Source organism: Mycobacterium sp. IEC1808 (assembly GCF_002101935.1).
Classification (GTDB): Bacteria; Actinomycetota; Actinomycetes; order Mycobacteriales; family Mycobacteriaceae; genus Mycobacterium.
The window spans coordinates 1-18,861 of the sequence record NZ_LQPV01000031.1; the positions used below are offsets into that span (position 1 = coordinate 1).

At 70.4% G+C, this 18,861-nt stretch carries 15 protein-coding genes; 6 read left to right on the forward strand and 9 right to left on the reverse strand.

Annotation, left to right across the window (positions count from 1 at the left end):
- Positions 1 to 554: integrase core domain-containing protein (locus AWB92_RS18135; RefSeq protein ID WP_142282155.1), on the forward strand; the 554-nt coding region annotated here is incomplete at its 5' end.
- Here AWB92_RS18135 and AWB92_RS18140 read toward each other — a convergent pair.
- A complete protein-coding gene (locus tag AWB92_RS18140; protein ID WP_085188118.1) occupies positions 551 to 1,150 on the reverse strand; it encodes a DUF5994 family protein in 600 nt (199 codons plus the stop codon). The genes AWB92_RS18135 and AWB92_RS18140 overlap by 4 nt on opposite strands.
- A gap of 171 nt (positions 1,151 to 1,321) precedes the next feature.
- On the opposite strand from AWB92_RS18140, the gene phoU reads away from it, so the two are divergent.
- From phoU to AWB92_RS18155, 3 genes are read left to right on the forward strand one after another with little or no spacing between them, the layout of a single operon-like run.
- Positions 1,322 to 1,981 (forward strand): phosphate signaling complex protein PhoU, encoded by a 660-nt coding sequence (gene phoU / locus AWB92_RS18145; protein WP_085188316.1) that lies wholly within the window; start codon positions 1,322 to 1,324, stop codon positions 1,979 to 1,981.
- Complete coding sequence (mgtA, locus tag AWB92_RS18150) at positions 1,978 to 4,593, forward strand: magnesium-translocating P-type ATPase (RefSeq protein ID WP_085188120.1); 2,616 nt, start codon at positions 1,978 to 1,980, stop codon at positions 4,591 to 4,593. Before phoU ends, mgtA begins: the two co-directional genes overlap by 4 nt.
- Positions 4,587 to 7,493, forward strand: coding sequence for an arylsulfatase (locus AWB92_RS18155; protein WP_142282164.1), 2,907 nt, complete (start codon positions 4,587 to 4,589; stop codon positions 7,491 to 7,493). The genes mgtA and AWB92_RS18155 overlap by 7 nt, the downstream gene beginning before the upstream one ends.
- Positions 7,494 to 7,499: 6 nt before the next feature.
- On the opposite strand, the gene AWB92_RS29465 is transcribed toward AWB92_RS18155, so the two are convergent.
- The 3 genes from AWB92_RS29465 to AWB92_RS18165 form a co-directional block, all read right to left on the reverse strand.
- On the reverse strand, positions 7,500 to 7,670 hold the full coding sequence (locus tag AWB92_RS29465) for a hypothetical protein (protein ID WP_241523509.1): 171 nt from the start codon (positions 7,668 to 7,670) through the stop codon (positions 7,500 to 7,502).
- Positions 7,671 to 7,826: 156 nt separating this feature from the next.
- Entirely contained in the window at positions 7,827 to 8,138 is a 312-nt protein-coding gene (locus AWB92_RS18160; RefSeq protein ID WP_085188124.1) for a DUF732 domain-containing protein, read from the reverse strand.
- A 149-nt stretch (positions 8,139 to 8,287) separates the two neighbouring features.
- Complete coding sequence (locus AWB92_RS18165) at positions 8,288 to 8,641, reverse strand: DUF732 domain-containing protein (protein WP_068112563.1); 354 nt, start codon at positions 8,639 to 8,641, stop codon at positions 8,288 to 8,290.
- A gap of 167 nt (positions 8,642 to 8,808) precedes the next feature.
- On the opposite strand from AWB92_RS18165, the gene AWB92_RS18170 reads away from it, so the two are divergent.
- Together AWB92_RS18170 and pstS are read left to right on the forward strand one after the other, a co-directional pair.
- Positions 8,809 to 9,702: a PHB depolymerase family esterase gene (locus AWB92_RS18170; RefSeq protein ID WP_241523514.1), complete on the forward strand. Its 894-nt coding sequence runs from the start codon at positions 8,809 to 8,811 to the stop codon at positions 9,700 to 9,702.
- 44 nt (positions 9,703 to 9,746) lie between these two features.
- Positions 9,747 to 10,856: a phosphate ABC transporter substrate-binding protein PstS gene (gene pstS, locus AWB92_RS18175; RefSeq protein ID WP_085188128.1), complete on the forward strand. Its 1,110-nt coding sequence runs from the start codon at positions 9,747 to 9,749 to the stop codon at positions 10,854 to 10,856.
- 6 nt (positions 10,857 to 10,862) lie between these two features.
- Here pstS and AWB92_RS18180 read toward each other — a convergent pair whose 3' ends face one another.
- Genes AWB92_RS18180 through AWB92_RS18200 form a run of 5 tightly spaced genes read right to left on the reverse strand, consistent with a single transcriptional unit; the run spans position 10,863 to position 18,858 of the window.
- The gene (locus AWB92_RS18180) at positions 10,863 to 11,183 is read right to left on the reverse strand and encodes a DUF732 domain-containing protein (protein WP_085188130.1); all 321 of its coding nucleotides are present in this window, start codon (positions 11,181 to 11,183) and stop codon (positions 10,863 to 10,865) included.
- A gap of 57 nt (positions 11,184 to 11,240) precedes the next feature.
- A complete protein-coding gene (gene nei2, locus AWB92_RS18185; RefSeq protein WP_085188132.1) occupies positions 11,241 to 12,005 on the reverse strand; it encodes an endonuclease VIII Nei2 in 765 nt (254 codons plus the stop codon).
- Positions 12,006 to 12,008: 3 nt separating this feature from the next.
- Positions 12,009 to 16,592, reverse strand: coding sequence for an ATP-dependent helicase (locus AWB92_RS18190; protein WP_085188134.1), 4,584 nt, complete (start codon positions 16,590 to 16,592; stop codon positions 12,009 to 12,011).
- A gap of 49 nt (positions 16,593 to 16,641) precedes the next feature.
- Entirely contained in the window at positions 16,642 to 17,307 is a 666-nt protein-coding gene (locus AWB92_RS18195) for a TetR/AcrR family transcriptional regulator (protein WP_085188136.1), read from the reverse strand.
- 45 nt (positions 17,308 to 17,352) lie between these two features.
- Positions 17,353 to 18,858 carry an aldehyde dehydrogenase family protein gene (locus AWB92_RS18200; protein ID WP_142282165.1) on the reverse strand — a complete coding sequence of 502 codons (1,506 nt, stop codon included), beginning with the start codon at positions 18,856 to 18,858 and terminating at the stop codon, positions 17,353 to 17,355.
- Positions 18,859 to 18,861 lie beyond the last annotated feature (3 nt).

An 18,861-nucleotide genomic window follows, 5' to 3' on the forward strand; every position in this document is an offset into this window, starting at 1 on the left:
GCAAGATCCCTGCCGGCGGCGGTTGGCGCATGCTGGGTCGCAGCGCAGGCAAGCACAACGCCCGGGCCGATCGCAGCACCGGCGTCCTCGACAAGCACTACCGGCCCGTGCGCGGCTATCACTTCCTGCACACCGCTATCGATGCGCACTCGCGGCTGGCCTATAGCGAGCTGCTGACCGATGAGCGCAAAGAGACCGCAGCAGCGTTTTGGCTACGCGCCAACGCCTGGTTCGCACAGTGCGGCATCTGCGTTCGAAAAATATTGACCGACAACGGATCCTGCTATCGATCCTATGTGTTCCGCGACGCTCTTGGCGGGATCGAGCACCGCCGCACCCGACCGTATCGCCCCCAGACGAACGGCAAAGTGGAGAGATTCCACCGCACCCTGGCCGACGAATGGGCCTACGCCCGGCTCTACCGCAGTGACGCTGAACGATGCGCGGAATTCGCCATCTGGCTCCACACCTACAATCACCACCGCGGCCACACCGCACTCGGCGGCCAACCACCCGCCAGCCGCGTACCTAACCTCTCAGGTCAGTACACCTAGCCGGTCGCCGCGCCCGCGCGGGACTCGATCATGCGGTTGCGAACGATGTGTTCGACGAGGATCGGAACGAACGTCTGCACGGGGGCGTCGACGAATTGCTGGGCGGCCTGCTCGCACCACTCTTTGATCTGCGCGGTGCGCTGCTCGTCGCCGAGCCCCTCGTGGCGGGCCAGCTTGTCGGCGACCTCGGCCACCGACCGCGCGACGGCGGAAGTGCTGGCGGGCACGGCGTCGGGGTCGGCGACCCCGGCCTGCTGCAGTTCCCGACGGGCTGCCTCCTCGGCGGCGTCGGGCCGGATGACGTGCAGCGTGAGGTGGTGGCCGTCCTCGCCGAACAGGATCACACTGGTCGGCTCGTCGCTGGTGAAGCCAAGCAATTCGACTGTGTGGCCGCCGATCTCGACCAATTCCGGCGTCTCGTGCCAGCCGTTGCGGCGGTAGCCCACCATCACGACGCGCCCGAGTCGGTCGGACACCGACGCCAGCAAGGCCGGCAACTCGTCGACCAACCGGGTCGACCGCGGCCACCAGGCGCCGTCGAGATGCTCCGACGCCGACCGATAGGGCTTGAGCTGCAAGCGATTCTCGTGCTCCACGCGACCACGGTACGACCAAAGCGACCCGCCCGCGACTCGGGCGCCGCAGGTAACCGCGACGTGTACCGGACGTGAACGGCGGGTAGCGCCAACCGGTTTGGCGATCGACAACTTCACCAAGACGACTTAAGCCCCTGTCGCCGTCGCGCCGCCCTGGTGATGATGTACCGCATGCGAACCGCCTACCACGAGCAGCTCGACAATCTGGCGGCACAACTGGGCGAGATGTGCGGCCTGGCCGGGGTGGCGATGAAGCGCGCGACCCAGGCCCTGCTGGAGGCGGACCTGGACGCCGCCGAGCAGGTGATCCGCGGCCAGGAGCGGATCGTGTCGATGCGGGCGACGGCCGAAAAGGAGGCGTTCGGGCTGCTGGCCCTGCAGCAGCCGGTGGCGGGCGACCTGCGGGATATCTTCAGCTCGATACAGATCATCGCCGACACCGAGCGAATGGGCGCGCTGGCCGTGCACGTGGCCGACATCGCCCGGCGCGAGTACCCCAGGCAGGTGCTCCCCGACGAAGTCCGCGGCTGCTTCGCCGAGATGGGCAAGGTGGCAATCGAGTTGGGCGCCAGCGCAAAACAGGTGCTGATTGCCCGTGACCCGCAGCAGGCCGCCCAGCTTCGCGAACAAGACCAGGCGATGGACGACCTGTACAGCCGGTTGTTCTCCGTGCTGCTGGATCGCGAGTGGAAGCACAGCATCTCGGTGGGCGTGGAGGCGGCGTTGCTGGGCCGCTTCTACGAGCGCTTCGGCGACCACGCCGTGGAAATCGGCCGCCGCGTCATCTTCATGCGCACCGGCGTGCTGCCCGCCGAGGATGGAACGCGATGACCGCCACCACTGCGGCCGTCGCGGCGCCGCTGACCGCCAAGCGGGTCGCCGAAGCCCCCGTCGAGGCGGTCCTGGAATGGCTGGGCAGCTCGGCCGCCGGGCTGTCCAGCGCCGAGGCGGCCGCCCGCCTGGCGCAGCACGGCCCCAACGCCGTGCGGACCCATCACGTCAACGCGCTCGCGGTGCTCGGTCGCCAACTGCGTAGCGCGGTGCTGATCCTGTTGGCCGGCACCGCGGTTGTGTCGTACTTCCTCGGCGACAGCATGCAGGCGGTCATCATCGGCATCATCCTGGCCGCCAGCATCGGTCTGGGCTTCGTCAACGAATACCGCGCCGAGCGGGCCGCCGCCGACCTGCACGGGCGGGTGCACCACAACGCCCTGGCGCGCCGCGACTCGAAGTTCGTGACGGTCAGCGTCACCGACCTGGTGCCCGGCGACGTGATCCGGCTTTCGCTGGGCGAGGCCGTGCCCGCCGATGTCCGGCTGATCGAGGTCACCGGCCTGGAATGCAACGAAAGCATCCTGACCGGGGAGTCGACCGGCTCGGAGAAGTCGCCCCTGCCGACGCCGCCCGGCGCCGCGCTGGCGGAGTCGGCCGACCTGGCCTTCATGGGCACCATCGTCAGCGCCGGGGAGGGCGTCGGCGTGGTGTACGCCACCGGCAAAGACGCCGAATTCGGCCGCATCGCGGCGGGTTTGGACCAGCGTCAGCCGGAAACGGACTTCCAGTTCGGGCTGCGCAAGTTCTCCTACCTGCTGCTGCAGGTCGCGATCGCGCTGATGGTGATCATCCTGGCCAGCAACCTGCTGCTGTCCAAGCCGATCATCGATTCGGTGCTGTTCTCGCTGGCCATCGCGGTGGGCATCACGCCCCAGCTGCTGCCCGCGGTGGTCAGCACCAGCCTCGCGACCGGATCGCGGCAACTGGCCAAGTCGAAGGTGCTCGTCAAACGGCTGGTGTGCATCGAGGACCTGGGCGACATCGACATCCTGATCACCGACAAGACCGGCACCCTGACGGAGGGCCAGATCCGCCTGGTCGACGCGATCGACCCCGCCGGCGCGCACGCCGACCCGGTCCGGCGGCTGGGGTTGCTGGCCACCGACGTCGACCCGGATTCCGGTGGCGTCAGCGCCAATCCGCTCGACGCCGCGCTCTGGAAATCCGCGGGGGCGCAGGACTTGGTGGGCGATGCGGTGCGTCGCGTCGCGATCCTGCCGTTCGACCACGAGCGCCGTGCGACGTCGGTCCTGGTCGACGACGGAGGGAAACGCCTCCTCGTGGTCAAGGGCGCGCCGGAGCAGGTGCTGGCCCGATGCCGGGCGGCGTCGCCGGCGGCCGACGAGACCCTCGCGGCGCTGTTCGCCGCCGGGCGCCGGGTGGTGGCCGTGGCGCTGCGGCCCGCGGGCGAGCTGAGCGCCGTCACCGCCGACGACGAACGCGACCTCGCGCTGGCCGGCTTTCTGGTCTTCGCCGATGAACCCAAACCCGCTGCGCGCCAATCTCTTTCACAGCTGGCCGCGTTGGGCATCGAACTCAAGATCGCGACCGGCGACAATCCGCGTGTCGCCGAAAAGGTGTGCGCCGAGCTAGATTTGGCGTCCAAGGGTACCGCCACCGGGGCGGACCTCGATCCCCTCGACGACGATGCCTTCGCCGAGGCCGCCCGCAACAACACGATCTTCGCCCGAATCTCGCCCGAGCAGAAGGCACGGTTGATCGTCTCGCTGCGCCGGCACGGGCGATCGGTGGGCTTCCTCGGCGACGGTGTGAACGACGCGCTGGCCCTGCATGCCGCCGACGTGGGGATCTCCGTCGACAGCGCCACCGACGTCGCCAAGGATGCGGCCGACGTGGTGCTGCTGGAGAAGGACCTCGGCGTGCTGGCCACCGGTGTCGCCGAGGGCCGGCGGATATTCGCCAACACCATCAAGTACGTGCTGATGGGCACATCGAGCAACTTCGGCAACATGTTCAGCGCGGCCGCCGCGTCGGCGCTGCTGCCGTTCCTGCCGATGCTGCCCAGCCAGATCCTGCTCAACAACCTGCTCTACGACAGCTCCCAGCTCGCCATCCCCACCGACCGGGTCGACGAGGAACAGCTGCACGCGCCGTCGCACTGGAACGTCGCCTTCATCCGCCGGTTCATGCTGATCTTCGGGCCGATCAGCTCCCTGTTCGACTTCCTGACGTTCGGGTTGATGCTGGGCGTGCTGCACGCCGGCGTCGTCGAATTCCGCACCGGCTGGTTCGTGGAATCGCTTGCGACGCAGACGCTGATCATCTTCGCGATCCGCACCCGCAAGGTGCCGTTCTTCCGCAGCCGAGCCAGCGTCCCGCTGACCGTCACCAGCCTCACCGTGGTCGCCGTCGGGGTGGCGCTGACCATCTCGCCGCTGGCCCACACCCTGGGTTTCACACCGTTGCCGTGGCAGTTCTTCGCCGTGCTGGGTGGCTTCGTCGTCGTCTACCTGGTCCTGGTGGAGCTCGCCAAGCTGATGTTCTACAGCGAGCCGCTGAACCACAACGGGCAGCCGCACCGCACCCGCGGAGACGAGCACCGAATCCGCCGCCGCGCCGCGCGCTTCCACTACGCTCCGAGATCATGAGCGAAGATCAGGCGCTGGTCATTGTCGCCGGTTATCAGGACCTCGATGCGGCTCGCCACGACTTCGAAACCCTGGCCGAGCGAACCAAGGCCAAGGAGGTCGCGCTGCGCGGCGCGGTGCTCGTCGGCAAGGACGCCGACGGCAATCCCGTGCTGCTCGACACGGGCAACCGGCTGGGTCGCCGGGGCGCGGCGTGGGGGGCCGGCGCCGGCCTGGCGGTCGGCCTGTTTTCGCCGGCCCTGCTCGCCACAGCCGCGGTCGGTGCGGCGGCCGGGGCGCTGGCGGGAACGTTCGCCGACCACCGGATCAAGAGCGGGCTGGCCGACAAGATCGGGCAGGCGCTGGCCGCGGGCAGCGGCCTGATCATCGCCGTGACACCGGCGGAGGGCCGCCTGGGCGTTGAGCAGGCCTGCGCCGGCTCTCCGATGAAATCCGTTGCGGAGCTGAGCCGTTCGACGCTGCGCAGCCTGGGCGCGGCGCTGGAAGAGGCGATGGGCAAGTTCAACCCCGACCGCACCCGGCTGCCGTTGCCGCAGCGAGCTTTCGGCGGCACAATCGGCCGCACCATGGCCGACTCGGTCGGCGACTGGACGATCGTCCCGGGGGCCAAGGCACCCGACGGCGCACCCAACGTGCTGATCGTGCTCATCGACGACGCCGGGTTCGGCGGCCCGGACACCTTCGGCGGCGCCATCCGGACCCCGACCCTGACCCGGGTGGCTCAGAACGGATTGACCTACAACCGCTTTCACGTCACCGCGGTCTGCTCGCCGACCCGCGCGGCGCTGCTGACCGGGCGTAACCACCACCGGGTCGGCTTCGGTTCGGTCACCGAGTTCCCCGGCCCCTTCCCGGGCTATTCGTCGGTCCGGCCGCGCAGTTGCGCCGCGCTGCCCCGCATCCTGCGCGACAACGGTTACGTGACGGGCGGTTTCGGCAAGTGGCACCTCACCCCGGACAATGTCCAGGGCGCGGCGGGCCCGTTCGACAACTGGCCGGTGGGCTGGGGCTTCGACCACTTCTGGGGCTTCCTGTCCGGCGCCGCCGGCCAGTACGACCCGATCATCACCCAGGACAACTCCGTCATCGGCGTGCCTCAGGGTAAGGACGGCCGCCCCTACTACTTCCCCGACGACCTCACCGACAAGGCCGTCGAATGGCTGCACGCCGTGCGGGCGCAGGACGCCGAGAAGCCCTGGCTGATGTACTACTCGACCGGCGCCACCCACGCCCCGCACCACGTGTTCGCCGAATGGGCCGACAAATACCTGGGCCAATTCGACGAGGGCTGGGATGTCTACCGGCGCAAGACATTCGAACGCCAAAAGCAGCTCGGCGTGATACCGCCCGACGCCGAGCTGACCGAGCGGCCCGATTTGTTCCCGGCGTGGGACGGCCTTTCGGACAACCAGAAGAAGCTCTTCGCCCGCCAGATGGAGGTGTTCGCCGGGTTCTCCGAGAACGCGGACTGGAACGTCGGCCGACTGCTCGACGCGATCGAGGATCTCGGCGAATCCGACAACACGCTGGTCTTCTACATCTGGGGCGACAACGGCGCCAGCATGGAGGGCACCGTCACCGGCTCGTTCAACGAGATGACGTTCCTGAACGGGGTGCTGCTCGACGCCGACCGTCAACTCGAGCTCATCGAGCAGTACGGGGGAATCGAGGCGCTCGGAAACGAGTTCACCGCACCGCATTTCGCGAGCGCCTGGGCGCACGCAAACAACACCCCGTTCCAGTGGGGCAAGCAGATGGCCAGCCACCTCGGCGGCACCCGCGACCCGATGGTGGTCGCCTGGCCGAGCCGGATCCGTCCCGACGCCGCGATCCGCGGCCAGTTCACCCACTGCATCGACATCGCGCCAACGGTGTTGGAGGCCATCGGTTTACCGCAGCCGGTCAGCGTCGACGGCTTCGAGCAGGAAGCGATGGACGGAACCAGTTTCGTTCACACCTTCGACGACCCGGGGGCGGAAGAGCGCCACACGGTGCAGTACTTCGAAATGTTCGGCAGCCGCGCCATTTACCAGGACGGATGGTGGGCGTGCACCCGGCTCGACAAGGCGCCGTGGGACCTCTCACCCCAGACGCTGGCGCGGTTCGCGCCCGGAACGTACGACCCGGACAGCGACGTCTGGGAGCTGTACTACCTGCCCGACGACTTCTCCCAGGCGCGCAACGTCGCCGCCGAGCATCCCGATAAGGTTGCCGAGCTCACCCGGCTGTGGTGGCAGGAGGCCGAACGAAACCGGGTGCTGCCGCTGCTGGGTGGCCTCGCGGTGATGTTCGGCAGCCTGCCGCCGCTGCCGACCACCACCCGGTTCACCTTCAAGGGCGGCGTGCAGAACATCCAGCGCGGCATGGTGCCCCGGATCTTCGGGCGCTCCTACGCGATCGAGGCGCGGCTGGTCGTTCCCGACGACGGCGCGCAGGGCGTGATCGTCGCCGACGCCGACTTCATCGGCGGGTTCGCGCTATGGGTCGACGAGCGCCGGCGGCTGCGCCACACGTACTCGTTCCTCGGCGTGGACACCTACAAGCAGGTGTCCACCGAGCCGATTCCCACCGGCGACGTGACGGTGCGCATGCTCTTCGAATCCGATCAACCCGTCCCGGGTTCGGGTGGGCGGGTGACGCTCTGGGCCGACGACCGGCTGATCGGTGAGGGCTCGATGGCCAACACGGTGCCGCTGGCCTTCACGTCATACGCGGGGATGGACATCGGGCGCGACAACGGCCTCGTCGTGGACCGCGATTACGAGGACAGGGCGCCGTACGCGTTCACCGGGACCGTCAAGGACGTCGTGTTCGACCTCAAACCCGTTCACCCGGACGCCGAACAGGCGCTGCACGAGCACGCAGCCGTGCAGGCCGTCGGGCGCGGTGCCGCCGGCTGAAGGCCGCTACTGCTGGGCGCGGGCGACGTTCCCGCCGGCGAGGCCGGACTGGATGCCCCGGTTGATCTGGTCGGCGAGGGAGGAGCCGCCGTTCGAGACCGTCTGCGGGCAACTGCAGGACAGATCGTTGAACACGCTGGGGTCGGCGCCGGCCGGTGCCGCTATCGAAATCGCCATCCCGACTGCGACTGCGGCGCCAACTAAAATTCTCGATACCACGTAATCAGTTCTCCGAGCTGGTAGGTGATATCGGGAGTGTAGGGCCGGCAGATCTCGCAAGAGCGGCCGTGCGCGTTGCCGTCAGGTTAAGAAAAAAGCACGTTCGCTGTGAGGTCAGGACGCGTACTTGGGGCAGTACGCCCGAATGCTGGCGCCGACGAAATACCCGGCGTGATAACCGTCGAGGCTGCTGTTGCTCATGACGGTCGACGCGACCTGGTTCACCGTCCGGCCGGTGTCCAGCTCGTCGCAGACCTCGTGGCCCGCGATCAAGGCCTTGTCGGGCGAACCGAAATGGATGCCCTTGGCGCTGAGCGCCGCGAGGAACGCGTCGTCGGCGGCGTCGGCGCGGGCGACCGCGGCCGTGGCCGCCAGGGGAGCGAACGCGGCTAGCACGACCAGCTGGACGATGCGGGTGATCGTCATTTCGCCTCCTCCCTGTCAGCGCCATTGGCCCCAGCCGCGAATTTCGCACATACAGCTTTGCACAGTGCGGCGATCGCCGAATTGAAATCAGCGCGACACGAAAGGCGTTCGGGCGACCGGATTCCGCGATTTAAACCGGCGTTATGCCGCTACGACGGCACGTCCGCGTATTGCGGGCAGTACGCGCGTTCGGCCAGGGCCACGAAGTAGCCGGCGTCGTCGCCGTCGATGCCGCTGCTGTTCATCACGTCGGTCGCGATCTGTTCCTGCGTCTTGCCCATATCGAGTTGGTGGCACACCAAATGACCCGCTGCGATCGCGGATTTGGGCGACTCGTGCTCGATGCCGTGGTTGTGCAGCGCCGTGATGAACGCGTCGTCGGTGCCGTCGGCGTATGCCGGCGGGGCAGCCGTCACCGGACCGAGCAGCGCGACCGCCGGAATGAAGCCGGCAGCCAACAGCGGGAGCAGCCGGCGAGGCTTGCGGGTACCGGTACTCGTCATTTCTAATACCCCCAAGGTTCTGAAGTTCCGTTGTTTGACGACTGAAGGTTCGGCCGCCAACGTTGCAAGCAGGTTACAGCTCGCCATCATCTAATCATCGCGGATATTGCGAACAACGCAACAATGGTTCCCGCCGGCCGTACCCGCGCTGGTTTTCGCTCCTCGTCCTGGCGGCCTGCGCGGTCGGCGTCGCGGGCTGTGACGTGCGCCACGTCTCGGCGGCCAGCGCCCGGGATCTGGCCGGCACCTTGCGTTCCGGCGGCATCGACCGCACCTACACGTTGCACGTGCCGCCCGGCGAGCCCGTCGCCCTGGTGCTCAGCCTGCACGGCGGGGGCGGCACCGGAACCGGCCAGCAGGGCCTGACCGACTTCGACGCCGTCGCCGACGCCAACAACCTGCTGGTGGCCTATCCCGACGGTTACGACAAGAGCTGGGCCGACGGGCGGGGGGCGTCCCCGGCCGATCGTCACCACATCGACGACGTCGGGTTCCTGGTCGCGCTGGCGGGCAAGCTGCAAAGCGACTACAACATCGCGCCCGGGCACGTCTTCGCGACCGGCATGTCCAACGGCGGCTTCATGTCCAACCGGCTCGCTTGTGACCGCGCCGACGTGTTCGCGGCGATCGCGCCGGTGGCCGGCACGCTGGGCGCCGGCATCGTCTGCCACCCGTCGCGTCCGGTGTCCGTGCTGGCGGCCCACGGAACCGCCGACCCGCTGGTGCCATTCGACGGCGGGAACGTGCGCGGACGGGGCGGGGTCAGCCATTCCATCTCGGCGAACACCATGGTCGACACCTGGCGTTCGGCCGATGGGTGCCAGGGCGATCCGTCGGCGCAGGTGCTGCCCGGCGTGGGCGACGGCACCGTCGTGCACCGCTTCGATTCCGCGGCCTGCGCGGCGTCCACCGAGGTGATCTTCTACCGGATCGACAACGGCGGGCACACCTGGCCGGGGGGCAAGCAGTATCTGCCCCAGGCGATCATCGGGCGCACCTCGCGCGCCCTGGACGCCTCGGAAGTCATCGCCCAGTTTTTCCTGGCGCACGGCCGGAACTAGCGGAAGCGGTTAGTATGCCTCATGGCCGTGACGAGGGCATCCCTTTGAAACTCAATCGATTTGGTGCAGCGGTGGCGGTCCTGGCCGCCGGTGCGGTGATCCTGTCGGCGTGCGGCAGCGACCACCACGCCACCGGTCCAAGCGGCACGAGCAGCCCGCCGGTGAAGGTGGCCTGCGGCGGCAAGCCGACCCTGCGGGCCAGCGGCTCCACCGCCCAGGCGAACGCGATGACCCGTTTCGTCAAGGCCTTCGAACAGGCCTGCGGAGGCCAGTCCCTCAATTACACGCCCAACGGCTCCGGCGCCGGCATCGGCGAATTCGTGGGCAATCAAACCGATTTCGCCGGCTCGGACTCGCCGCTGAGCAAGGACGAGTACGGACGCGCGCAGCAGCGCTGCGGCTCGCCCGCGTGGAACCTGCCGGTGGTGTTCGGCCCGATCGTCATCGGCTACAACGTCAACGGCGTGAGCGCCCTGAACCTCGACGGCGCGACCGCGGCCCGGATCTTCAGCGGCGGCATCACCGGCTGGAACGATCCGGCGATCGCGGCGCTCAACCCGGGCGTCACCTTGCCGGCCGAGCCGATTCGCGTCGTGTTCCGCAACGACGAGTCGGGCACCACCGACAACTTCCAGCGATATCTCGACAGCGCCTCCAACGGCGCGTGGGGCAAGGGCGCCGGCAAGACGTTCAACGGCGGTGTCGGCGAGGGCGCCAAGGGCAACGACGGCGCCGCGGCCGCCGTCAAGACCACCGAGGGGGCGATCACCTACGTCGAATGGTCGTTCGCCCAGGCGCAACAACTGAACACCGCCAAGGTCCTCACGTCGGCCGGCCCGGACCCCGTGACGATCAGCGCGGAATCCGTGGGCAAGACCATCTCGTCGGCCTTCTTCATCGCCAAGGGCAACGACCTTGCCCTCGACACCATCTCGTTCTATCGGCCCAACCAGCCCGGCGCGTACCCGATCGTGCTGGCGACCTATGAGATCGTGTGCTCGAAATACCCCGACCCGCAGGTCGGCGCGGCGGTAAAGGCCTTCCTGCAGAGCACGATCGGCGCCGGCCAGGACGGCCTCGCCGACAACGGGTACATCCCCATCCCGCAGGAGTTCAAGTCCCGGTTGTCGACCGCGGTCGACGCCATCTCATGAGCCATCTCATGACCCGCGGTAGCGGGGGCAGTACGCGGCGACGCTCGCGCCGATGAAGAAGCCGGCGCGGTAGCCGTCCAGGTTGCTGTTCGTCATCACCTCGGAGGCGATGTCGGACTTCTGCTTACCGAGATCGAGCTCGTCGCAGACCTCGTGACCGGCGACGATCGCGGCCTGTGGGGTGGCGAACTCGATGCCCTTGTTCTTCACCGCCGTGACGAAGAGGTTGTCGACCGCGTCGGCGCGCGCGGCCGGCGAGACCGCCACCGCGAGGCTGAGCATGGCCAGGGCGAGGCCGACCGATAGGCGCGTTCGGGTGGTCGTCATCGCTGGGACCTCCCGCCCGGTAGTGATGGGGCCCGTCCGGCCCGCGGTGCACAGAGATCATTGCATGCCGACCTGGCAGGAGGGGCACCAATACCTGACCCGATCGCCGCCGTCGTCGTAGCGGATGCGGGTGCCGCAGCGACGGCAGGGTTGCCCGGCGCGCCCGTAGACCCACAGCTGCCGGCCCGGCCGGGTATCGCCGGTGGTGCAGCGGTTCCAGCGGAAGCGGTTGGCCCACAGCATGTCTCGGGCGCGGGCGACGAGCCGGCGCGGGTCGGCGACGGCGGAGACCGGCGCGGTGGGCACCCGCCCGCTGACGAAACACAGTTCGTTGCAATAGACGTTGCCGATGCCGGCCAGCACCCGCTGGTCCAGCAGCGCCTCGGCGATCGGCCGGTCGGGTTGCGCCGCCAGGTTGGCGGCGGCGCGGTCGGCGTCCCAGTCCGGGCCCAGCAGGTCGGGTCCCAGGTGCGCGACCGCGTCCTGGTCGGCGTCCCGATTCAGGATCTCCAGCACGCCCAGGTCCACGCCGACCGCACGAACGCCGTTGGCTTCCAAGATGATCCGGGCGCGGTGATCCACCCGCACCGGGCGGCCGCCGACCCGCCAACTGCCGTCCATCTTCAGGTGCGAGTGAATGCTGGCCCGCCCCACCCGGATGAACAGGTGCTTGCCGCGGCTGAGCACCTCGTCGACCGCCTGCCCCGTCAGGTCGACCGTGGCGAACCGCGGCACCCGCACGTCGCAGCGCGTCAGCGTGCGCCCGGCCAGGTGCTCACGCAGCACGGCCGCGGTGTGCCAGACGGTGTCGCCCTCGGGCATGGGCTATCGCAGCCGCATTCCGCGTGGGGTGCGGGCGAACCCCGCATCGGCCAGCGCCTCGGCGGCCGGGTTCGGTCCCCCGGCGTGGGGTTGCAGCGCCGGCGTGCCGTCGATGCGTTCGACCAGGATCGACGCGACGCGCCGGGCGGCGACCAGGTCGGCCAGCGCCGCCGCCGCCGCATGGGCGGCCGCGGGGTCGTCGGTGAACGTCAGCAGCGATCGGCCGCCGCGCTCTAAGAACCAGGCCAGCTCGCCGTCCACCAGCACGACGAGGGCACCGGCCTTGCGGCCGGGGCGCGCGCCCTCCGCGCTGGAGGCGGGCCAGGGCAGGGCGGCGCCGTAGGGGTTGGCGGGATCGGCGGCGGCCAGCGCGACCGCCCGGTACTCGGGGCGCTCCTGATCGACGTCGTCGGTGTAGCTGCGCAGCCGGTCGACGGTGGACGCGACGGCGAACTGGGCGCCGCCCAGCGACTCGACGAAGTAGCCGCGCTGGCACCTGCCGGCCTCCTCGAACGTGCTCAGCACCTTGTAGAGGGTCGCGAACCCGCCCGGCACGCCCTCGGCCGCCACCGCGCCCCGGGTCAGCACGCCGTGGCGGCCCAGCAGCAGCTCGGCCTGGTAGTGAGCCCGCAGCGTGGAATCCGGCTCGGGTGTTGGCAGGGCCGACCATCTCCCGGCCACCGCCGGGTCGGTGCTGCGGTGCTGGGCGTGCGCGACGCTGTAGCGGCTCAGCCGCGGCGGGCGGCGGGTGCGGTGCGCGGGGACGGATCGCTTACGGGCCCCGGCGCCGGTCAGCAGGGCGCGCACCGGGGCGAACGTGTCGCCGGTGACCCAGCCGGCCCAGATCAGCTCCCACAGCGCGGTTTTCAGCTCCGACTCACCGATCGCGTCCTGGGCCAGCTGGCGGAAGAAGTAGGCGCCGCCCCCGGCCAGCGTGTCCAGGATCGCGCGGTGCGCGTCGGTGAAGTCGAGCTCGGCGGGGCCGGCCAGCGTCAGCGGAGCGGAATCGCTGGCGTGCAGCGCGATCCAGCCGTCGCCCGCCGAGATCGACCCGGCGCCCGACCAGGTCACCTCGCCTGCGGCGAGCAGTTCGTCGAGCATCGCGGGGGAGTAGTCGCGCACCCGCGGGGCTAGCACGAGCGGTTCGATTGCCGAAGCCGGCATCCGCACGCCGGCCAGCTGATCGATCACGGCGACCAGGCCGTCGAGACCCGACTGCGGCGACGACACGTGGTGCCAGGCCGGCAGGAACCGCCCGTACGCGGCGGTGCTCACCGGCTCCACCTGCGCGCGCAGCGCCGCCAGCGAACGCCGCCGCAGGATGCGCAACACATCGGCGTCGCACCACTGCTCGCCGCCGGCGCCCCCGGGCGGTTCGGCGGCGACGAACTCGCCGCGCACCAGCCGGCCGTCGGCCGCCAGCCGGCCCAGCACGTCGGCCGTGACGCGTAACCCGAGGCCGAACCTGCCGGCGGCCTCGGCCGTGGTGAACGGGGTGTGCGTGCGCGCGTAGCGGCCCAGCAGCTCGCCCAGCGGGTCGGCCACCGCCTCGGTGAACGCGGCCGGGACGCCCAGCGGAACCGCCGCCCCGACCCCGTCGCGCAGCCGCCCGATGTCCTCGACGGCCACCCACCAGCTGCGGCCCGCGAACGGCACGGTCAGCGCGCGCCTGGCGCCGCGCAACCCCTCCAGCCACCCCCCGACATCGGCGCCGCCGGCCCGGGCGGAGACCTCGTCCTCGGTCAGCGGGCCCAGCAGCCGCAACAGGTCCGCCACCCCTTCGGCGTCGCGGGCGGCCCGGTCGGCCGACAGGTGCTGCAGCTGCCGGCCCGTCGCGGCGATGACGTCCGGGTCGAGCAACTCCCGCAGCTCCACGCGGCCCAGCAGCTCGGCCAGCAGCGTGCTGTCCAAGGACAGCGCGGCGGCCCGGCGCTCGGCCAGGGGGGTGTCGCCCTCGTACATGAAGGCGCCGACGTAGCCGAACAACAGCGACGCCGCGAACGGGGAGGGCCGCGCGGTTTCCGCCTCGAGCACCCGCACCTTGCGCTGGGCGATGCCGGCCATCAGCGCGGTCAGCGCCGGGACGTCGTAGACGTCCTGCAGGCATTCGCGGATGGCCTCGAGCACCACCGGGAAGTCGGGGTACTTGCGCGCCACGTCCAGCAGCTGGGCCGCGCGCTGGCGCTGGTGCCACAGCGGCGAGCGGCGGCCGGGGTGGCGGCGGGGCAGCAGCAGCGCGCGCGCCGCGCACTCCCGGAACCGCGACGCGAACAGCGCCGAGCCGCCCACCTCGGCGGTGACGACGGGGTCGATCTCGTCGGCGTCGAAGACGAAAAGTTCTGCGCCCGGCGGGGTTTCGTCCAAAGTGTCGGGCAGGCGCACCACGATGCCGTCGTCGGAGGCGGTCGGCTTCTCGTCGAGGCCGTAGCGCTCGCGCAGCCGCCGGCCCACCGCCAGCGCGAGCGGCCCGTGCACCCGCAGCCCGTACGGCGAATGCAGGATCACCCGCCAATCGCCGAGCTCGTCGCGGAACCGTTCGACCAAAAGGGTGGTGTCGGTGGGGACCACCCCCGCGGCGGTCCGCTGCTCGTCCAGCAGCCCCCACAGGTTGTCGGTCGCGTAGGCATCGAAACCCAAAGCGGCGCAACGCTTGTCGAAGGCTTCGCGGTCGAGGCCGGCCAGCTCCCCGGTGAACGCGCCGAGCGCGGCGCCCAGCTCGGCCGGGCGGCCCACGTCGTCGCCGCGCCAGAACGGCAGCCGGGCCGGCTGTCCCGGCGCGGGGATCACCAGCACCCGGTCGTGGGTGATCTCGGTGATCCGCCAGCTGGTGGCGCCCAGCGAGATCACGTCGCCCGGTCGGGACTCGTACACCATCTCCTCGTCGAGTTCGCCGACCCGCGAAGGCTTTTCGGCCTCGGACGCCAGATACACGGTGAACAGCCCGCGGTCCGGGATGGCGCCGCCGGACGTGACGGCCAGCCGCTGCGCACCGGGCCGCGCGGTCAGCGTGCCGGTGTCGCGGTCGTAGACCAGGCGCGGGCGCAGCTCGGCGAACTCGGTGGACGGGTACTTGCCGGCCAGCAGGTCCAGGGTGGCCTCGAACACGCTGCGGGGCAGCGTCGCGAAGGGGGCGGCCCGCCGCACGGTGTCGAACCACCGGTCGGCATCCAGCGGCTCCAGCGCGGCGGCCGCGACGGTCTGCTGCGCCAGGATGTCCAGCGGGTTGGCGGGCACCCGCATCGTCTCGATCTGCCCGTCGAGCATGCGCTGCACCGTCACCGCGCACCCGATCAGGTCAGTGCGGTGCTTGGGGAACAGCACGCCGCGCGAGACCTCGCCGACCTGGTGGCCCGCCCGCCCGATCCGTTGCAGCCCGCTGGCCACCGACGGCGGCGCCTCCACCTGGATCACCAGGTCGACGGCGCCCATGTCGATGCCCAGCTCCAGGCTCGAGGTCGCCACCACCGCCTTGAGCAGCCCGCGCTTGAGGTCCTCCTCGACCAGGGCGCGCTGCTCCTTGCTGACCGAGCCGTGGTGGGCGCGCGCCAGCAGCGGCGGCGCGCCGAAGCTCTGGCCGCTCCCCATCAGGTGCGCCGGGGCGCCGCCGGCCACTTTCGGGTTGGGGTCGGTGTCCAGCGAGATCCCGGCGCGTTCGGCGTGGATCTCGTTGAGCCGGGAGGTCAGCCGCTCGGCCAGCCGCCGCGAGTTCGCGAACACGATGGTCGAGCCGTGCGACTCGATCAGGTCCACCAGCCGGGCCTCGACGTCGGGCCAGATCGAGTTGTTGGCGAGGTTGGCCATGTCGGGCACCGGGACCTGCACCGTGAGCTCGATGGTCTTGGCCGACGGCGGCGCCACCACCCGTGTCCGCGTGGCGGGGCTGGCGCCCGACAGGAAGCGCGCCAGCTCCTCGGGCGGGCGCACGGTGGCCGACAGCCCGATGCGCTGCGCGGGCGGCGCTTGCGACGAGGCGAGGCGCAGGTCGTCCAGGCGCTCCAGGGACAGGGCCAGGTGGGCGCCGCGCTTGCCGCCGGCGATGGCGTGGATCTCGTCGACGATCACCGTCTGAACGCTCGCGAGGGTTTCCCGGGCCGCCGACGTCAGCATCAGGAACAGCGATTCCGGGGTGGTGATCAGCACGTCGGGCGGGTGCGCGATGAGCTGCCGGCGGGCGGCGGGCGGGGTGTCGCCGGAGCGGACCCCGACGCTGATGTCCGGCGGGGGCAAGCCGTGCCGCTCGGCGATGCGGGTGAGCCCGGCCAGCGGGGTGCGCAGGTTGCGTTCGACGTCGACCGCCAGCGCCTTGAGCGGCGACACGTAGAGCACGCGGGTGCCGGCCGGCCGCTCCGCCGCCCCGGCGGGGGAAGCGGGGTTGGCCAGGGAGTCCAGGGCCCACAGGAACGCCGCGAGGGTCTTGCCGGAGCCCGTCGGCGCGATCACCAGGGTGTTGTCGCCGTCGGCGATGGCCTCCCAGGCCTGCGCCTGCGCGGTGGTCGGGGCGGCGAACGTGCCGGTGAACCACTCGCGGGTGGCCGCGCTGAACCGGCCCAACGGGTCGGGTGACCGGGAGTCGGTGCGAGTGCTCACCCAACCATGGTGCCAACGGGCACCGACAAATTGGTCGGTGAGCGCCTTCTCACAGCCTCGCTGTCGCCATCGCGTGCGCCAGCTCCGGCGGGATCTCCGGCACCCGGGCGATGGAGTCGAGCAGCGTGTGCGCGCAGGCGTCGGCGAGCCGGTCGGCGTCGGTGGTGGGGTCCATGATCCGCTGCCGGCAGATCTCGAAGGTGAACGCGAGCCAGCCTTGGATGATCACCCGCAGGTCCCGCTCGACGTTCGGTTCCAGCGCGCTGGTGTCCGGCATCCCGCTCACGACCTCGCCGATCCGCGACATGATGTGTTCCATCTGGCGGTTCTTGGCCTCGTCGTCGATGCCGAGCAGGACCGGGTCCGACCGGCCCAGCCCGACGTACGCGGCCCAGGCGGCCTCCGGGTTCGACTGGTGATAGGCCATGTAGGCCAGCACGCCGGTCCGGATCTCCTCGAACATCGTCATGCCGGGCTCGGGCGGGTTGTTGGTGGCGTCGTAGAGCCGGTCCGCCTCGTCCTTGACCACCGCGGCGAAGAACGCTCGCTTGTCCGGGAAGTAGTGGTACATCAGCGCGCGGGACACGCCCGCGCGTTCGGCTATCTCGTCAATGCGGACCTCGTCATAGGGTCGCTTCCCAAAGACCTCTGCCCCCAAAGCGAGCAGCTCTGCGCGGCGATCCTCAGGGGATAACCGCCTTCTAGCTGTCGGCATGTGTCAGATAGTACTCACACGGTATGAGACGCCCGCCACATTGGCTCAACCAAACGTCACGCCCTGGGCCAGCGGTAACGCGTCGGAATAATTGACGGTATTGGTACTTCGGCGCATGTAGGCCTTCCACGCGTCCGAGCCGGACTCCCGCCCGCCGCCGGTTTGCTTCTCGCCGCCGAACGCGCCGCCGATCTCGGCGCCCGACGTGCCGATGTTGACATTGGCGATGCCGCAATCGGATTCGTCCAGGAAGCGCTCGGCCTCGCGCAGGTCGGTGGTGAAGATCGCCGACGAAAGTCCTTGCGGCACGGCGTTGTTGAGCGCGATCGCCTCGCCCAGGTCGTCATAGGTCAGCACGTAGAGGATCGGCGCGAACGTCTCGGTGGCCACGATGTCGGTCTGTGCCGGCATGCGGACGACGGCCGGCTCGACGTAGTAGGCGCTCGGGTGGGCCTCTTGCCCGTCAGGGCTGGCGAGATGGAAGCGCTCGCCGCCGAAGACCTCGCCGCCGTCGGCTCGCGCCTGCTCGAGGGCCCCGACCATGTCGCGGTAGGCGGTCTCGTGGATGAGCGGGCCGACGAGCGTGCCCGGCGCCGACGGGTCGCCGATCGCCAGCCGCCCGCACGCGTCCACGACCCGGGCGACCACGTCGTCGGCCACGCTGCGGTGCACGATCAGCCGGCGCAGGCTGGTGCAGCGTTGCCCGGCGGTGCCGGCGGCGGCGAACACGATGGCCCGCACAGCCAGGTCCAGGTCGGCCGACGGCGTGACGACGGCTGCGTTGTTGCCGCCCAGCTCCAGCAGGGGCCGCCCGAAGCGCGCGGCGACCCGGGGGCCGACGGCCTGGCCCATGCGCACCGAACCGGTGGCGGACACCAACGCGATCCGGTCGTCGTCCACCAGCAGCTCGCCGAGGTCGCGCTCGCCCAAGACCAGGCCGCTGACCGCGGCGGGGGCGCCGACGTCCGCGGCCGCGCGGCCGATCAGCGCCTGGCAGGCCAGCGCCGTCAGCGGCGTCAGCTCCGACGGCTTCCACACGACGGTGTCGCCGCACACCAGCGCCACGGCGGCGTTCCACGCCCACACGGCGACCGGGAAGTTGAACGCGGTGATCACCCCGACCACACCGAGCGGGTGCCAGGTCTCCAGCAGGCGGTGCCCGGGGCGCTCGGACGCGATGGTGCGGCCGTACAGCTGGCGCGACAGGCCCACCGCGAACTGGCAGACGTCGATCATTTCCTGCACCTCACCGAGCGCCTCGGAGCCGATCTTGCCCACCTCGACGGTCACCAACGTCGCCAGGTCGTCCTTGTGGCGGGTGAGCAGCTCGCCGAGGCGGGCCACCAGCGCGCCGCGCACCGGGGCCGGCGTGGCGCGCCACGCCGAGAACGCCTCGGCGGCGTCGGCGATGATCGCCCGGGCCTGCTCGGGCGTGGTGTGGCCGACGGTGAACAGCACCTCGCCGGTGATGGGCGTGCTGGCCGGCAGCCCGTGCCCGGCGGGGTCGCCGAGCGTGACGCCGACGTCCATCGCTTGATAGGCCGCGCGCACCCG

What these genes read in the sequence shown, in the direction of transcription:
- AWB92_RS18180 (WP_085188130.1), bottom strand. Translation starts at nt 11,183, where the DNA reads ATGACGACCACCCGAACGCGCCTATCGGTCGGCCTCGCCCTGGCCATG.
- phoU (WP_085188316.1), top strand. Translation starts at nt 1,322, where the DNA reads ATGCGAACCGCCTACCACGAGCAGCTCGACAATCTGGCGGCACAACTG.
- AWB92_RS18160 (WP_085188124.1), bottom strand. Translation starts at nt 8,138, where the DNA reads ATGACGATCACCCGCATCGTCCAGCTGGTCGTGCTAGCCGCGTTCGCT.
- AWB92_RS18195 (WP_085188136.1), bottom strand. Translation starts at nt 17,307, where the DNA reads ATGCCGACAGCTAGAAGGCGGTTATCCCCTGAGGATCGCCGCGCAGAG.
- AWB92_RS18165 (WP_068112563.1), bottom strand. Translation starts at nt 8,641, where the DNA reads ATGACGAGTACCGGTACCCGCAAGCCTCGCCGGCTGCTCCCGCTGTTG.
- nei2 (WP_085188132.1), bottom strand. Translation starts at nt 12,005, where the DNA reads ATGCCCGAGGGCGACACCGTCTGGCACACCGCGGCCGTGCTGCGTGAG.
- mgtA (WP_085188120.1), top strand. Translation starts at nt 1,978, where the DNA reads ATGACCGCCACCACTGCGGCCGTCGCGGCGCCGCTGACCGCCAAGCGG.
- AWB92_RS29465 (WP_241523509.1), bottom strand. Translation starts at nt 7,670, where the DNA reads ATGGCGATTTCGATAGCGGCACCGGCCGGCGCCGACCCCAGCGTGTTC.